This window comes from Fusobacteriaceae bacterium (genome assembly GCA_031272775.1).
GTDB lineage: Bacteria > Fusobacteriota > Fusobacteriia > Fusobacteriales > Fusobacteriaceae > JAISST01.
This window is the reverse complement of sequence record JAISTB010000008.1, coordinates 1-14,652: the sequence shown is the minus strand read 5'-3', so window position 1 is coordinate 14,652 and position 14,652 is coordinate 1. Positions and strand designations below refer to the sequence as shown.

Genomic DNA, 14,652 nt, shown 5'->3' with positions numbered 1-14,652 from the left:
TGATTTTTGGAAAAATTTTCACCAAAGATCTCAATTGATTTCGGCGGATTCGGCGCTCACGCCGAATTTTTCATAGAAGTGCCTGTTGATGATCCTTTCCCGCACCGGTGAAAAGTCGTGGATCTGCTTTTTCACCAACTCTCCGATAAAATTCACTTCCTCCTGATCCTTGGGATAAAAGACCGGACTTTCCCTGAGGGGCGTCGAATAGAACTCGAGGACCTCCCCCTTGCATTTGCCGTTGTAGCGGAACCACTGGGCAAAAAGCTGCGAATTCAGATAGCCGAGGATATAAAAGAGATTGATCTTTTCGCTCTTTCGCGTGATAAAGTACACGTCGGCGGAGCTGTAGACCTCTTTGTCGCTGTAGGCGAAATTGTTGTCCTTGCAGCGCTGGCGGGCGATGATCTTCGGTTCCTTGAAAATCTTCTCCTCCCGGGGCCATTGGAGCTGCCACCAGGGGATCGTTCCCCGGGTCACTTCCCGGCGTCCCGAGAGTTTCTCCTGAAAGCGCGTCAGATGCCGTTCCACGGGCTTCGTCATTTTCTTTGTGCCGTCGAGGTAGAGGATCCAGTAGCGGTTCTTGTCGGAAACGCTGTATTTTCCGATGTCCTTGTTCTTGTAAAAGGGCTTGAGGAAGGACTTGAATTCCTCCCGGTACTCCTCAACCACAAAGGCGTCGTCAAAGCCCGACACGAGGCCCTGATTGATGTTGACGAGCTCTTCGAGCTTGTAATTGGCCCGCCGGATGATCTTCCGGTTGAAGGCCATGACGTCGTCGTTGGCGAGGACAAGCCGTCCGCCCTTGTCGTAAATCGCGGAATTGTGAGTCTTGAAGGACTCTTCCAAAAATTTGACGTCCACTTCCTCGTCGGTCTCCACGGATTTTTTCCACGTGAAAATCACGTTGTGCTGACCGATGGCCTTTTTGAACAGCGAAGTCCCGAAATCGTGAATAATCAGGAAATTCCCCCGTTCCTTCAGCGTCGCCCTCAGGATCCGCGCGCCGTCGGCCTTCATCCAGTAATCGGTCGTGATGTAGGTAAAAATGCCGTCTTTGTCCAGGAGCTCCACGGCCTTCTCGATGAAGAAATACAGATAATCCATCTTGGCCTCGTAATACTTTTTGCCGAACTCCGTGGCGCGGACTTTCTGGAAGATTTCCTTGTTGTTCTTTTCGCCCAGATAGGGGGGATTCCCCACGATCAGGTTGAATTTGCGCCGGAGCTCCAACGAATCCTGACAGAAAATATGGACTCTTTCCCTGAGATGATATTTCCGCAAGATTTCCTGACATTTCGCGCGGGCCAGTTCCACCGCTTCGGGATTGATGTCATAACCCGAGATCCAGTGCTCAGAGTAGGAATAATGTCCCGTGAGCTTTTTCGAGAGCCGGATCAGCTCCTCCAATGCCAGAACAAGGATGTTTCCGCTGCCGCACGCGATGTCGCACATCCGTATCCGGTTCAGTTTTTCGATCGTTGCCTTCCCCCCGAAATAGTTGTCGAGGGTATTTTTGACGATTTCACGCGCAATGTGTCTCGGCGTATAGACACTGAAGTTGTAGTCCTTTGTCATTTAAAATACCTCCGTTTTCTTTGTGATTAACGCCCGGGCCCATAGGGCCGTGTAGACCAGGCCGAAAACCATGAGTTTCGCGACCGTATGTTTTATGTACCAACCCGCCGACAACGCGGCAGCGGTTGTCAGCAGGACTTTTCCCAGAAAGAGGAGACTTCCCCGCAGCGGAAAACGCAGATATTTCCGGCGGAAAATCGCCACAAGAAGCGTGAAATTGACGCCCGAAGCGACGGCGGTGGCAAGGGCCAGTCCCTTGTAGCGCATGGGCCCGATGAAAAGAAAATTGAGCCCGATATTGACGGCGATCGTGATGACCGACAGGGTCACGGGAATCCGGCTGTCCTTCATGCCGTAAAAGGCCCGGGTCATCAGGTGAACGCCAGTATAGAAGAAGAGCCCCAGCGCGTAGTAACAAAGCGCCCCCGAGGTCACGGTCACGGCTTCTTCGCCGAACTTGCCGTAGGAGAAGACGAGACGGATCACGGGCCTCGCGAAGACGGTCAGGACCGCCATGGAGGGGATAATCAGAAAAAGCAGGATATTGAGCCCTTTTACCAGGGTTCGTTCCGTCGTATGGTTATCCTTTCGGGCGATGGCCCGGGACATGGTCGGAAAGACCACGGTGGCAAGAGAGATCCCGAAGACCCCCACGGGCATGAGATAGAGCCGCGTGGCGTTTTCAAGGGCCGTCACGCCTCCGGCGTCCAGATAAGACGCGAAGAGCTGATCGATAAACGTATTGATCTCCCGGGCGACGATGCCGAAGAGCATGGGCCCCATCAGGAGAAAGATCTTCCGGAGGGCGGGATCATGCCAGTCGATCCGGAAGCGGTATTCCCGCACAATCGCGAAAAACGAGGGCAGGACCACCAACAATTGCAGGAGCCCCCCGACGAGGACCCCGAAGGCCAGGGCGTAAATCCCGTAGCGCCGGCTCAGAAGAAGGGCCGCGACGATGACGGCGATATTGAAGAAGATCGACGTCGAGGCCGGCACCGCGAATTTCTTGAAATTGTTCAGTATCGCCGCGATCATGCCCGAAAGGCTGATCAGGATGAAATAGGAGGCCATGATTCTCAAAAGACTTGCCCCCAGATCCTTGGTGGCGGGGTCAAAGCCCGCGGCCATGGCACTTAGGATCGGTCTCGCGAAGACGATCATCACGAGCGTCGCCGCCGTACTGAAGAGAAAAATCAAATTCAATATGGAGAAAATAAGCGTCTTCCCCCGGGCCTCCCCTTCGCCGACGACGGTCTCATTGTAGACGGGGATAAAGGCGTTCCCGAGGGCCCCTTCGCCCAAAAGCTGACGAAAAAAGTTGCTTATCTTGAAGGCGCTGAAATAGGCGTCCGTCACGGCTCCCGCGCCGAAATATGACGCGACGATGGTGGCCCGGACGAGGCCCAGGACCCGGGAGAGGCTGATCATGATCATGACGGAGATCCCGCTTTTAAACATTTTGCGCCTCATTGGCCGCGGAAAGCGCCGTCCAGACCCTGCCGGTCCCGTCGACGCCGTCGACCCCCAGGGCGATGTAGCCGTCCTTGTAGAGTTCCAGCACCGAAAGGAAGAGATAAATCAGGTGCATCCGGTCAATGGCCCGGTCGAAAATCCAGTCATAGGTCCGGTGTTCGATTTGAATGGCCTCGTAGAGCGCTTCGGCCACTTCTCCGATGGAATAGCTGCTCTCGAGGATAATGTCGATCAGCTCCTCCTTCTGCTCCCGCATATGGGCCGCGTAAGAGCGGAAGAGATCGAGGGGTTGCAATTCCCCGATATTGACGTCCCGCATGGGCCTGGGCTTGATTTTCTGGCCGCCTGTCCGGGAATAGGAGATGTTGTATTCGTTTTCGAGACCTTTCAGTTTTTCCGAAAGTTCCTTGAAAATGGCGTATTCTTCGAGTTTTGTCTGCCAGGCCTTTTCTTCCTCGCGATAGTTGACGATGTCGATGACGGCCTTGGCCTTGAGGTCCAGAAGCTCCGCCGCCACGACCATAAACTCGGATTTTTCCTCAAGGAAGGCCGAAGCCTTGCCGCCGGGCTGATTTTTGGCCCGGTTGATGACCTCGAGATATTCGTCGATAAGCTGGGACAAGGGAATCTCGCTGATTTTGAGCTTTTTTCGGCTCACGAGTTCCAGCAGCAGATCAAGAGGTCCTTCAAATTTGTCCAATTTTAGTATGATTTGTTCCGTATCAGTATCGTCGTCGCCGAATTTCAGGGCGTAGTTGAGCCGGTATTCACGGCTCCAATTCTCGGCGTCGAGGGCGATGGCGTTTTTTAATTCCTCGGTATTCGCGAATTTCTTCTGATCCCGCAGGCGGGCCAGGAAGCCGATCCGGATGGACCTGCCGTAGAGATCCCCGGCGTATTGCAACACATGGGCCTCGAAGACCTGGCTGTCGGACCCGGCCGTCTTGGGCGGGCCCACATTGATCAGGCAGGGCCTTTTTTTGCCCGAATACTCGATCTCGGCCACGCCGCCGTAGACCCCGTACAGGGGGACGATTTTATCGGTCGTAAGGACGTTTGCCGTGGGAAAACCCAGATCCCGGGCGATTTTTTCGCCGTGGACGACTTCCCCCGAGACGCCGAAGGGATAGCCCAAATAATCGTTGGCCTCGGTAATTTTCCCTTCTTTGATGCAGTTGCGGATCAGGGTCGAGCTCACGGTCTTCCGCTTGATCTGAAAGGCCGGGAGGACCGTAACGTCAAGGCCCAAACCCGGGGCCAGTTCCTTAAGCGTCTCCACATTGCCCGCGCCTTTGTTTCCGAACGTGAAATTGAAGCCCACGAAGATTTCCCGGGCGTTCAGCTTTTCCTTCAGCATCGTGAGGAAGGCTTCGGGGGACATGGCCGCGAATTCCCGCGTAAAGGGCTGCAACACCAGGGCGTCGATGCCCGTGCCCTGAAGGATCTCGATTTTTTCCGCCGTGGTCGTCAGAAACTGCGGTCGGAAGTCCGGCTTTACGATTTCCAGCGGATGGTTGGCAAACGTAAAGACCAGGGCGCGTCCCTTTTGCGCCCGCGCTTTTTCGATGGTCCCGGCGATAAGCTTCCGGTGTCCCGCGTGGATCCCGTCAAAGGACCCGATGGCGATATACGAAGGGGCGCCCGATTCCGTCAAAGTAAAACTGTCATGAATGATTTCCATCTGTATTTTCTCCCGCTGCGTTTATGGTTTTGTAAATTTCCTCTACCCGTCTGAGTCTGTTCCGGAGTCCGGACTTCGAAATGCCCAGGGAATCGGCGATTTCCTGTAACGAGGCTTCCGGGTTCTCAAGTCTCGCGAGACAGGCCTCCGTAAGGACGTCGGACATGGCGTCAAAACCGATCTTATCTCGAATCGCCGTAATCATCCGCATTTGCCGCTGTCCCGTGGCCAGCGTCTTTGTCTCGTTGGCGAGCTCATAGTTCATTTGCCTCACGGTCTTATTCTTGAGGTCTTTCAAGATCGTCACATTTTCAAAATTAAAATACTCGCCCAGAGCCCCCATGAGGATCAGGAGGTCCTTGATATCCTCGGCGTTTCTGAGGTAGAGGAGAAATTTGCTGCGTTTTTTCGTCAGCGAAGCCTTTTTTCCCACGCGCTCAAAGAGCGTAAACAGTTCCCAGGCCAGCCGCTCGTTGTCCATAAAGAAATCGAGGGCGTATTCCCGCCGGGGGTCCTTCACATAGCCGCAGGCGAGGAAAATGCCGCGAATAAAAGCGTCCCGCTCCCCTTCTCCCGTTCTCGCCCCGTCCCGGGCCGCCGTCAGCTGCCGCGTAAATTCCGCGAATCCCCGCTGCCGGACGATCTGCACCGTAAAGACCCGGTGGGCCCCCAGTTTTTTGCTGACGCTGTATTTAATGCCCATTTTGAGCTTGGTGAGTTCCCGCACGAGGACCCAGACCCGCTTGGCCACGTCGAGACTTTCGACCTGGAGCAGGACGCGGTCGGGAAAGAGGGCGTTCTTGCAGGATAGGATTCCCGCCAGCTCCGCCGTCTTTTGGGCCGCCGTCAGATCGGGCAGCCGGAAGAGCTCGCGCTTGACTTTGGCCGTATAGGACATGGCGCTCCCTCCGCTATTTGATCTTGGCCCAGTCGGGCCCGGCTTTGCTATTGACTTCGAGGGGCACCCGGGTGAATGTCACGCAAGTCCGCATGATTTCCTCAATCCGCGGCTGCCAATAGTCGACGCGGTCTTCGTCGATCTCGAAGATCAGCTCGTCGTGGACCTGCAGCAGGAGCCGGATATCGTCACAATCCCGGATCAAGGCCCAAATCCCGCACATGGCCTTTTTGATGATCTCGGCGGCCGTCCCCTGGATCACGGAATTGACCGCCATGCGCTCGGCCTGGTTCTTGATGTTGCGGTTGGCGGAATTGATGCCGTCGATATAACGTCTGCGCTTGAACCAGGTTTCCGTCCAGCCCTTTTGCTCGGCGCCCTTGATGATCCTGCGCTCAAAATCCTTGACCGCCGGATATTCGGCGAAATATTTTTCGATGTAGTCGCCCGCTTCCCGGGGCGTGATGTTGAGTTCCCGGGAGAGCCCGAAGGGGGTCTTGCCGTAAATAATGCTGAAATTGATGGTCTTTGCCATGGCCCGCTGTTCCCGGGTGACGGTCTCTCCGGGGGCCGCGAAGAGCCGCGCCGCCGTTCTCGCGTGGAGGTCCTCGCCGTTCCGGTAGGCCTCGATGAGGTTGGCGTCGCCGGACATTTCCCCCAAAACCCGCAGTTCGATCTGGGAATAGTCGATGCCCAGGAAGCGTTTTCCGGGCCCGGCCACGAAGCCTTCCCGGATCCGGATCCCTTCCTCGCTGCGGACCGGTATATTCTGCAGATTGGGATTTTGCGAGGAGAGTCTGCCCGTGGCGGTCCCGATCTGGTTGAATGTCGTGTGGATGCGGTTTTCCCCGTCGGCCATGGCCGGCAGCGGGTCCACGTAAGTGCTTTTGAGTTTGGACAATTTGCGGTATTCGAGAAGCGCCTCGGCGATCTCGTAGCCCTGCCGGCTCAGGTCCTCCAGGACGTCGACGTCTGTGGAAAGGCCCGTCTTTGTCTTTTTGACCGGCGGGATATTGAGTTTGAGAAAGAGTACCTCGGCCAGCTGCTTGGGGGAATTGAGATTGAAGCTCCCCATGGCGAGACCGTAAATCCGTTCCTGGGCCGCGTCCACGGCCTGTCCCAGCTCTTTGCCGTAAGCCGCGAAATATCCGGGATCAATGGCGATCCCCGTTCTTTCCATGGCTGAGAGTACCCGGATCAGCGGCTGCTCGATCGTACAGAGCACATCGTAAAGGCCCTTTTCTTGCAGTTCCGAAATCATGGCCCCGGAGATCTCCAAGAGGCCCTTGGACCGCTCGGCCAGATAGAGGCCGTAATCGGCGGGAGCGAGCTTTACGGGGTCCTCTTTGCCGAAGGTATCGGCGTAGGAGCGAAGCTCCGTCTCTTTGAGTTTTTCAATCGGCAGATCCATGTCCTCTTTGGAGGAGGAGGTCAAGAGATGCCAGCCGATCATGAGATCGAGGCTGAGCTTTTTTATGGAAAATCCACGGTTCCAGAGAAGTTTCGCGTTCCAGGAGACGATATTCGCTTCGAGGGTCGAAAACCAGCCCCGGACCGTTTCTTCGTCGTAATTTTTGTGGAGGAGAGACAAATGCCCCAGGGGAATATACCAGTCCTTCTCAGGGGTCGAGAGGGCAAGGCCCGCCGCCGTCACAAAGCAAGCGATTTCCGTGGCTTTGGCCGCGTCCTCTTTCAGAGCCGAAAAGGCCTCGTCTGTATCCGCAAGGAGAAAATTCAGCGCCCGTTCGGGAATGACGACCCGTTCCGGGACAGGATTGACCGGGGCCTCTCCTTGCGCGCCCCTATTTACCGCTTCCGGCGCGGGCATTTCGGCCTTCGCTTCGGCGTCCCCCTTTTCCTCGAAAAGCCGGGGGGCTTCCTCCCCTTCGTCCAGTTTGAGCTTTTTGATAAGGCCCTTAAACTCTAACTTTTTGAAAAGTTTATAGAGATTGTCGCGATCTATGCCCCAGGCGAGATCCGTCAGTTTGGCCTTGACCGGGGCTTCCTTGTCGATGGTGGCCAGCGTCCGGGAGAGAAAAGCCGTTTCCCTGTCCTCTTTGATATTTTCGACAAGAGATTTCCCGATGCCGGGGATTTCCGTCAGCTTGTCGAGGTTTTCATAGACTCCCTCGATGGTCCCGAAGCGCTCCAAAAGCGGAATGGCCTTCTTGGGACCGATTTTTCTCACGCCCGGGATGCCGTCGGTGGCGTCTCCGATGAGCCCGAAGAGATCGGGAATCTTGTCGGGACCCACGCCGAGGTAGGCCACGACGTCGGCGTACGTTTCGATAAGCTTGAAACGATCGCCGCCCTCGCCCCTCCCCAAAAGGGCAATCTTGATGTTGGGGGCCAGAATCTGGGCCAGATCCTTGTCGCCGGTCACGACGACGACCTCGAGATCCTCCGCGGCAAAGCGCGCCGCCAGCGTCCCCATGACGTCGTCGGCCTCGTAGCCCTTGACCTTGCAGCGCTTGATCCCGAAGCAGTCGAGGGTCTCCTCTATCCTCGGGATCTGCAGCAGCAGATCTTCGGGGACCGCTTCCCGCTGGTCCTTGTAAAACTCGTAGAGCTGCGTGCGCCTGAGTTCCGAACGCTTGACGTCAAAGGCCGCCGCCATATAGTCGGGGGAAAACGTGTTGATCACGGAAAGGAGCGTGTTGGTAAATCCATAGACGGCGCCCGTGGGCTCCGTTCTCGTAAAAAAGTGCATGTTGGCGTAATAGGCCCGGTACATCATCGCGCTGGTATCCAGCAGAATCAAACGCTCCATGGTTCTCCTTCTTTTTTTCCGTTCTTTTCGGTTTTATTCGATTCTATTCCAATGCGGCAAATATGGACACAATGAAAAAAATGCTGCTGCCTTCTGTGTTACGACAATAACAACAAAAATGGAAATTTTTTCCGCATAAAAATATGTGTCTTATATTATAGCACACTTTCCGCAAAAAGGGAACTGAAAAAATTTTCACGACTCCGTTTTTTTGATCAAAATTCACTGTTTCCGGGAAAACAAAAACACAAAGCGACCAAAAACAGTTTTCACTTTGAACGAAAATTTCCACATTGTGGCGGTCTCCAAAAAAAAAAGACGGAAGAAATTTTCCGTCTTTTTGCGCTGATTTTTGATTTTTTTGACTTTTTGCGCCGGAGTTTCCCGCCGCGCTCTCCTACTTCAGGAGCTCGAGACGGCCGGGATCGTTGGCGAAGGCTTCTTTTTCGTTTTCCTTTGTCACCACCAGGGGCGCCAGTTCATAGAGACCCACGTCTTTCTTGCCGTTGGGCGTCGTGGTATCGGGGGCGGGCATGCCCTTTCCGGCCTGCAGAGACTTGATGATCTCGATGGTTTTTCCTACCAGGACGTCGGTGGGTTTGGCCACGGTCGAATACTGCCGGCCTTCCCAGATCCATTTGACGGTCTCGTTCTCGGCGTCAAGCCCGGAAACGACGGGTATCTTTTGTCCGGCCTGCTCCGAAGCCGTGATGATGGCCCGGGCGATGCCGTCGTTGGGGGAGAGCACGCCGTGGATTTCCTTGTCGGCGTAAAAGCCCGAAAGCAGGGAATCCATGCGGGCCTGGGCCTTGGAATTGTCCCAGTCCAGCGTCGCGCACTGGGTGAACTCCTTCTGGCCCGAAACGATCTTCAGCGTGCCGTCGTCGATCTTGGGCTGCAGGATCTTCATGGCGCCCTTGAAGAAATTGGGCGCGTTGGGGTCGGCGGGACCGCCGCCGAAGAGTTCGATGTTGTAGGGACCTTTGCCCTTCAGCTTCGCGAGCCCGTCAAGAAGGGCCTGACCCTGCAATTCCCCGGTCTTGACGCTGCCGAACTGTACGACGCCGTCGACGGCCGTCGTGTTTTCCAGAAGTCGGTCATAGCCTACGACATAGATGCCTTCGGCCTTGGCTTCTTCCAATACCGCGCCCAGCTGGGATCCGTCAATGGGACCGACGACGAGGACCTTGACGCCGTTCTGGATCATGGACTCGATCTGCTGTTGCTGCTGGGGCACTTTGTTGTCGGCGTGCTGCACGATGGGCTTGAACCCGGCTTTTTTGAGCTCGGTTTTAAACATCTCATCGGCCTCGGCCCAGTTCTGGGTGCCGATCCAGGGCAGCGCCACGCCGATGGCGGCGTCGGCGGGAAATCCCTCCGCGGCCGCGACGGTCTTTCCGAAGCCGGTCAGGGCCAGCGCCGCCACAATCAGCGCCGATGACCACCAAGATAGCTTTTTCCTGTTCATACAACCTCCCTTTTTAAGTCATAAGACTGTTATTATAAGCCCGATCGCCGTTTTTGACTTTGAAAAACTCCGCCGGCCGGGCTTCCTGACTAGGTTTTTGCCCCGGATTCATGCGTTTCGGGCGCGGGTTTTTCCTTTGCCGGGAAAAGCCTGCCGATAATCGAAGGACGGCCCTGGCTCTTGTTGAAGACGTCGAGGGCTACGGCCGCCAAAAGCACAAAGCCCTTGATGACCTGGGTGCGGTCGGCGCCGACGCCCATCAGCATAAGCCCCGAATTCAAAACCGCCATCGTGAGCCCGCCGATCATCGTGGCAAATACGGTCCCTACGCCTCCCGATACGGCCGCGCCGCCGATATAGACCGCCGCTATGGCGTCCATTTCCCAGCCGGTCCCGTCGGAGGGACCGGCGGCCGTTGAGCGCCCCACGAACATAATGCCCGCGAGAGCCGCCAGCAGGGACATATTGAGCATCGTGAGAAAATAGGTTTTTTTGATGTTGACGCCCGAAAGGGCCGCCGAGGTCTTGTTGCCGCCAACGGCGTAAATATGCCGCCCGAAGCGGGTCCGTTGCGTGATCGTGTGGTAGATGACGACGAGCACGGCCAAAATCAATCCCGGTACCGGAAAGGACGTGCCGGGACGCCCGGTCCCGAATATCCAGGTCAGGTAGGCGATGACGACGGCAACGAGCAAGATCCGCACCACCACGGGCCAGAGTTCTTCGGTCTTGCCGCTCAAGACCGCTGCCCGCCGCCGTCTGCGCAGCTGCGAGAGCGCGAAGGACAAAATGGCCAGAACGCCAAGAGCCAGCGTGGAATTGTTCATGCCGGTGATATTCCGCCCGAAATCGGGCAGATAGCCCGCGCCAAACATCTTGAGTTGCGAAGGGGCGGGGACCGAAATCGAGCGCGAAAGCCAGATGACGCCGCCCCGGAAGATCATCATGCCGCCCAGGGTCGTAATAAAGCCGGGAATGCCCACCTGCGCGAGCCAGAAGCCCTGCCAGGCTCCGGCCGCGGCCCCTATGGCGAGGCTCAATAACACCGCGCACCACCAGGGCCAGTGCAGATCCCGGGCCGCCAATGCCATGACCATGCCGGAGAATCCCGCCACGGATCCCACGGAAAGATCAATCTGCCCGATTACGATGACCATCAGCATGCCGATGGCCAAAACCAATACATAGGAATTGCCCGAGATCAGGTTTTGGAAATTGGATGAGGTGACCATCCTTCCGCCCGACGCGATATTGAAGATGACGACAAGGGCCACGAGAGCCACGACCATGCTGTATTGCCTGATCCTGCCGCCGAAAATCCGTTTGACTTTATCCATGTAGCGCCTCCCCCTTTGCCGGACCCGCCTTGGCGAGCGGGTTTCCCGTATCCGTCATCATCCGCATGAGCTTTTCCTGATCGGCCTCCCCGACATCCAGAACGCCTGTGATCGCCCCCTCGCAGACCGTATAAATCCTGTCCGATACGCCGAGCAGCTCCGGCAGCTCCGAGGACACGAAGATGACGGCCTTACCCTGATCCGCCAGCTGATGGATCAGCTTGTAGATTTCGTATTTGGCCCCGACGTCTATGCCCCGGGTGGGTTCGTCGAGGATGAGTACCTCGGGCTCCGTGAACATCCATTTGCCCAAGACCACTTTCTGTTGATTGCCCCCCGAGAGGGTAACGACCCCGTTATCGACGCTTTTGGTCCTGACGCCCAGCGTCTCCCGGTAATGCTCGGCCACCTGGTATTCCCGGTCGAGGTCTAAGAGCGGCCCCCGCAGGATCCCCCGGAGATTTGCCGCCACAAAGGTCTTGCGAATGGTGTCAAGAAGATTCAAGCCCAGGGTCTTCCGGTCCTCGGGCACATAGGCGAGCCCTTCCCGGATGGCGGCATCGACATTTTCGAGCTTTACCTCGCGCCCCCGGATCTTGACGCTCCCCCCGTGGCAGATCCCGAAATTCTTCCCGAACAGAGAGCGCATGAGCTCCGTGCGCCCCGCCCCCATAAGACCGGCGAAGCCGACGATTTCCCCCGCCCGCACGAAAAAGCTCGAATCCTTGCAGATCAGGCGTCCCGGGATATTGGGATCCTCCACCCGCCAGCCCGAGACTTCAAAGATCACGTCGCCGGGCTTTGACTCGTGGGTCGGAAAACGGTTCTCCAAGGACCGGCCCACCATGGCCCGGATCAATTTATTCTCGTCGAGGCCCCCGGGCCCCACGTAAAAAGTCTCGACGGTTCGCCCGTCCCGGATAACGGTGACGGCGTCAGCGACGGCCGCGATTTCATTCAATTTGTGGGAGATCATAATGCAGGTGATGTTGCGGCTTTTGAGGTCCCGCATCAGCGTAAAGAGATTGGCCGCGTCGGTTTCGTTCAGAGCCGACGTCGGTTCGTCAAGGATCAAGAGGCGGACGTTTTTCGAAAGGGCCTTGGCGATCTCGACCAGCTGCTGCTGGCCTACGCCAAGGTTTTTGATGGGCGTTGCGGGATCGATATCGAGGCGCACCCGGGCCAGGAGCTCTTCGGTCTTTCGCCGCTGGGCGTCCCAGTCGATGAGCCCTCCCCGCAGGGTCTCGTTGCCGAGAAAGATGTTTTCGGTAATGGAAAGCTCGGGGATATTGGTCAGTTCTTGATGAATAATGGCGATCCCCGCCTTTTCCGATTCTTTGATGTCTTTGAAGGCCATATCCCGGCCGTTGTAGAAGATCTGTCCCTCGTAGGAGCCGTGGGGATAGACGCCCGAAAGGATCTTCATCAACGTGGATTTTCCCGCGCCGTTTTCTCCGCAAATGGCGTGAATATCGCCCTCGAGGACCTCAAGGGTCACGTCGTCCAGGGCCCGTACGCCGGGAAACAATTTGGTGATCCCTTTCATCTGCAGGATAAAGCGCCGTTCCATTTCACACCCCCGGGACTGAAATTTATGCCATTGTACCACATTTTACGTTCCATGTCAACGTTTTTTGTCCGGAAAACGGGCGTTTCGGAAAAATCGTTTTCGCATTGACCGGAAATGTCCATAAAAGTTGACAGGAATTTTCCCCGGAACAAAACCTGTCAAGAAATTTTAAAAATATCCAAAGAAATCAGTGACAAAAGCAAAAAAATAATGTATAATTTGAATCAAAGAACAAAAAAATTCCCGCGGGGAAATTCCATACTGAGTCAGGAGGGAGAAAAACATGTTTTTGTCACCGGGCGAAAAGTTACTGCAATTGCGGAAAAAATACAAAATCACGCAGGTGGAGCTCTCGGAGGGGGTCATTTCCCGGACGTCCCTCGGCATGATCGAGACCGGGAAACGCAGCATGTCCGCGGAGCTCGCGCGACTCTTGTGCGAAAATATGTCGAAAATCCTCAAAGAACGCGGCATTCGGGACCGGATCAACGTCGACGAAGTCCTGAAGAGCAAAGACGCCCAGGCCCTCGCTTACCTCGCGGAAGCGACAAACGCCGGGAGCGCCGATATCGCCTCCCGGGAGTGGGACCTCGACGAGGGGCTCTCCATCGTGGCCGAAGAAAAACGGGCCGACTGGGCCGCCAAGATCTACCGGCTGTTCCTTGAAGCCGGAGACCCCGTAAGCGCGCGAAAATACCTGATCTGCTGCCTGCACTTCTACCGCTCGGCCGAAAAGCCCCAGGGGCTCGCCGATATTTTGGCGGATCTCTTCGCCATAGACGAAGGGCTCGGCGAATACCGGGAAATCGTTCGGATTTATGAAAATTTTGAAGAAACACTTGTTGAAGAAGACCACAAGTCCCCGAAACTCCTGCCGCTCAGGATCGCCTACGCGGGGGCGCTGGCCCGCTGCAAGCGTAAAGACGAGGCCGAGGAGCTGCTCAAATTTCTCATGAAAAAGGCCCGGACCGACCAGGACTTTTTCCTTTGCCGCAAAAGCCTCGCCAACCTCTACAACACGCTCAACAAATACGACGAAGCCATCGCCGAATACACGTCCCTGGCCAAGGGGAAGAGCCAGGAAGTGAAGGCCGAGCTGTACAGCTACGTGCTCGAGATCGGCTACGATATCGGGGAAGAGGACGTCATCAAGAAATATTATAACCGGACAAGGGATATCTTTGAGGAAATCACCTTTTCCGACCAGGCCACGGCCTGCCGGGTCGCTTCGGTTCTGGGCAAATGCACCATGTACCTCAACAATATGGAAAAGGCCAAGGAATATATGCTGAAGGCCTTCCAGGCCGGAAAGGAGACCAGCGCCTCCGACGAGAGCCAGACGGAGCTTGTGCGGCTGCTCTTCGAGATCTTCGAGGTCAGGGACTTTGACAGCGTCAAGAAAATGGAGGCCGAATACCGGGAGCTTCTGAAACGGCGGCCCGATCACCGGCCCGCCATCGCGATCCTCAACTTTTACAAGAAATGGATGCCCATCGAGCTTGAAAAGAAGTTCCGGGAATACAAGTAAGGGGAGGGAGAAAGCCGCGAAATCGGGCGTTTTCGGGATTTCAAAAAAGAGACTTGCAAAAAAGGGCGATCCGTGGTAAAATAAATAACGTCGCGGGAATAACTCAGTGGTAGAGTGTCACCTTCCCAAGGTGAAAGCCGCGGGTTCAAGTCCCGTTTCCCGCTCCAGATGAAACGTCAATCAGGCTGAAAGGCCTGATTTTTTTACGTGGGCGCGGGGGTGGGCGTTCGAATTCCGGATTCAGGCCAAAAAACCTTTACAGGAACGGGTTTACATGATATAATAGGGCAACACAACCCCATACGGGTACAAGGGAGGCAGACATGACATTGACTTGTTACCACGG

Annotated in this window: 9 protein-coding genes and 1 tRNA gene; 2 read left to right on the top strand and 8 right to left on the bottom strand. The window is 55.9% G+C overall.

The annotated features are described in order from the left end of the window. Positions 1-30: 30 nt before the first annotated feature. From LBQ97_02365 to LBQ97_02330, 8 genes are all read right to left on the bottom strand, one after another. Positions 31-1,578, bottom strand: a complete 1,548-nt coding sequence (locus LBQ97_02365) for an N-6 DNA methylase (protein ID MDR1831561.1) — start codon at positions 1,576-1,578, stop codon at positions 31-33. Continuing rightward, positions 1,579-3,039: a murein biosynthesis integral membrane protein MurJ gene (gene murJ, locus LBQ97_02360; GenBank protein MDR1831560.1), complete on the bottom strand. Its 1,461-nt coding sequence runs from the start codon at positions 3,037-3,039 to the stop codon at positions 1,579-1,581. Continuing rightward, a complete protein-coding gene (locus LBQ97_02355; protein MDR1831559.1) occupies positions 3,032-4,735 on the bottom strand; it encodes a bifunctional riboflavin kinase/FAD synthetase in 1,704 nt (567 codons plus the stop codon). Before LBQ97_02355 ends, murJ begins: the two co-directional genes overlap by 8 nt. Beyond that, positions 4,719-5,633 carry a DNA-binding protein WhiA gene (whiA, locus tag LBQ97_02350; GenBank protein ID MDR1831558.1) on the bottom strand — a complete coding sequence of 305 codons (915 nt, stop codon included), beginning with the start codon at positions 5,631-5,633 and terminating at the stop codon, positions 4,719-4,721. The genes LBQ97_02355 and whiA overlap by 17 nt, the downstream gene beginning before the upstream one ends. Positions 5,634-5,646: 13 nt before the next feature. Continuing rightward, positions 5,647-8,403 carry a DNA polymerase I gene (gene polA, locus LBQ97_02345; protein MDR1831557.1) on the bottom strand — a complete coding sequence of 919 codons (2,757 nt, stop codon included), beginning with the start codon at positions 8,401-8,403 and terminating at the stop codon, positions 5,647-5,649. 397 nt (positions 8,404-8,800) lie between these two features. Further along, positions 8,801-9,871: a sugar-binding protein gene (locus LBQ97_02340; GenBank protein ID MDR1831556.1), complete on the bottom strand. Its 1,071-nt coding sequence runs from the start codon at positions 9,869-9,871 to the stop codon at positions 8,801-8,803. Between the two features lie 89 nt (positions 9,872-9,960). Continuing rightward, positions 9,961-11,208: a sugar ABC transporter permease gene (locus tag LBQ97_02335; GenBank protein ID MDR1831555.1), complete on the bottom strand. Its 1,248-nt coding sequence runs from the start codon at positions 11,206-11,208 to the stop codon at positions 9,961-9,963. Beyond that, positions 11,201-12,778: an ATP-binding cassette domain-containing protein gene (locus LBQ97_02330; protein MDR1831554.1), complete on the bottom strand. Its 1,578-nt coding sequence runs from the start codon at positions 12,776-12,778 to the stop codon at positions 11,201-11,203. Before LBQ97_02330 ends, LBQ97_02335 begins: the two co-directional genes overlap by 8 nt. 283 nt (positions 12,779-13,061) lie before the next feature. On the opposite strand from LBQ97_02330, the gene LBQ97_02325 reads away from it, so the two are divergent. Together LBQ97_02325 and LBQ97_02320 are read left to right on the top strand one after the other, a co-directional pair. After that, positions 13,062-14,306 (top strand): helix-turn-helix domain-containing protein, encoded by a 1,245-nt coding sequence (locus LBQ97_02325; protein ID MDR1831553.1) that lies wholly within the window; start codon positions 13,062-13,064, stop codon positions 14,304-14,306. Between the two features lie 92 nt (positions 14,307-14,398). After that, positions 14,399-14,473, top strand: a tRNA-Gly gene (locus LBQ97_02320). Positions 14,474-14,652: the final 179 nt, after the last annotated feature.

Bases quoted from the DNA above. Each gene is read 5' to 3' on its own strand.
- LBQ97_02365 (MDR1831561.1), bottom strand. From the start codon at position 1,578: ATGACAAAGGACTACAACTTCAGTGTCTATACGCCGAGACACATTGCG.
- murJ (MDR1831560.1), bottom strand. From the start codon at position 3,039: ATGTTTAAAAGCGGGATCTCCGTCATGATCATGATCAGCCTCTCCCGG.
- LBQ97_02355 (MDR1831559.1), bottom strand. From the start codon at position 4,735: ATGGAAATCATTCATGACAGTTTTACTTTGACGGAATCGGGCGCCCCT.
- whiA (MDR1831558.1), bottom strand. From the start codon at position 5,633: ATGTCCTATACGGCCAAAGTCAAGCGCGAGCTCTTCCGGCTGCCCGAT.
- polA (MDR1831557.1), bottom strand. From the start codon at position 8,403: ATGGAGCGTTTGATTCTGCTGGATACCAGCGCGATGATGTACCGGGCC.
- LBQ97_02340 (MDR1831556.1), bottom strand. From the start codon at position 9,871: ATGAACAGGAAAAAGCTATCTTGGTGGTCATCGGCGCTGATTGTGGCG.
- LBQ97_02335 (MDR1831555.1), bottom strand. From the start codon at position 11,208: ATGGATAAAGTCAAACGGATTTTCGGCGGCAGGATCAGGCAATACAGC.
- LBQ97_02330 (MDR1831554.1), bottom strand. From the start codon at position 12,778: ATGGAACGGCGCTTTATCCTGCAGATGAAAGGGATCACCAAATTGTTT.
- LBQ97_02325 (MDR1831553.1), top strand. From the start codon at position 13,062: ATGTTTTTGTCACCGGGCGAAAAGTTACTGCAATTGCGGAAAAAATAC.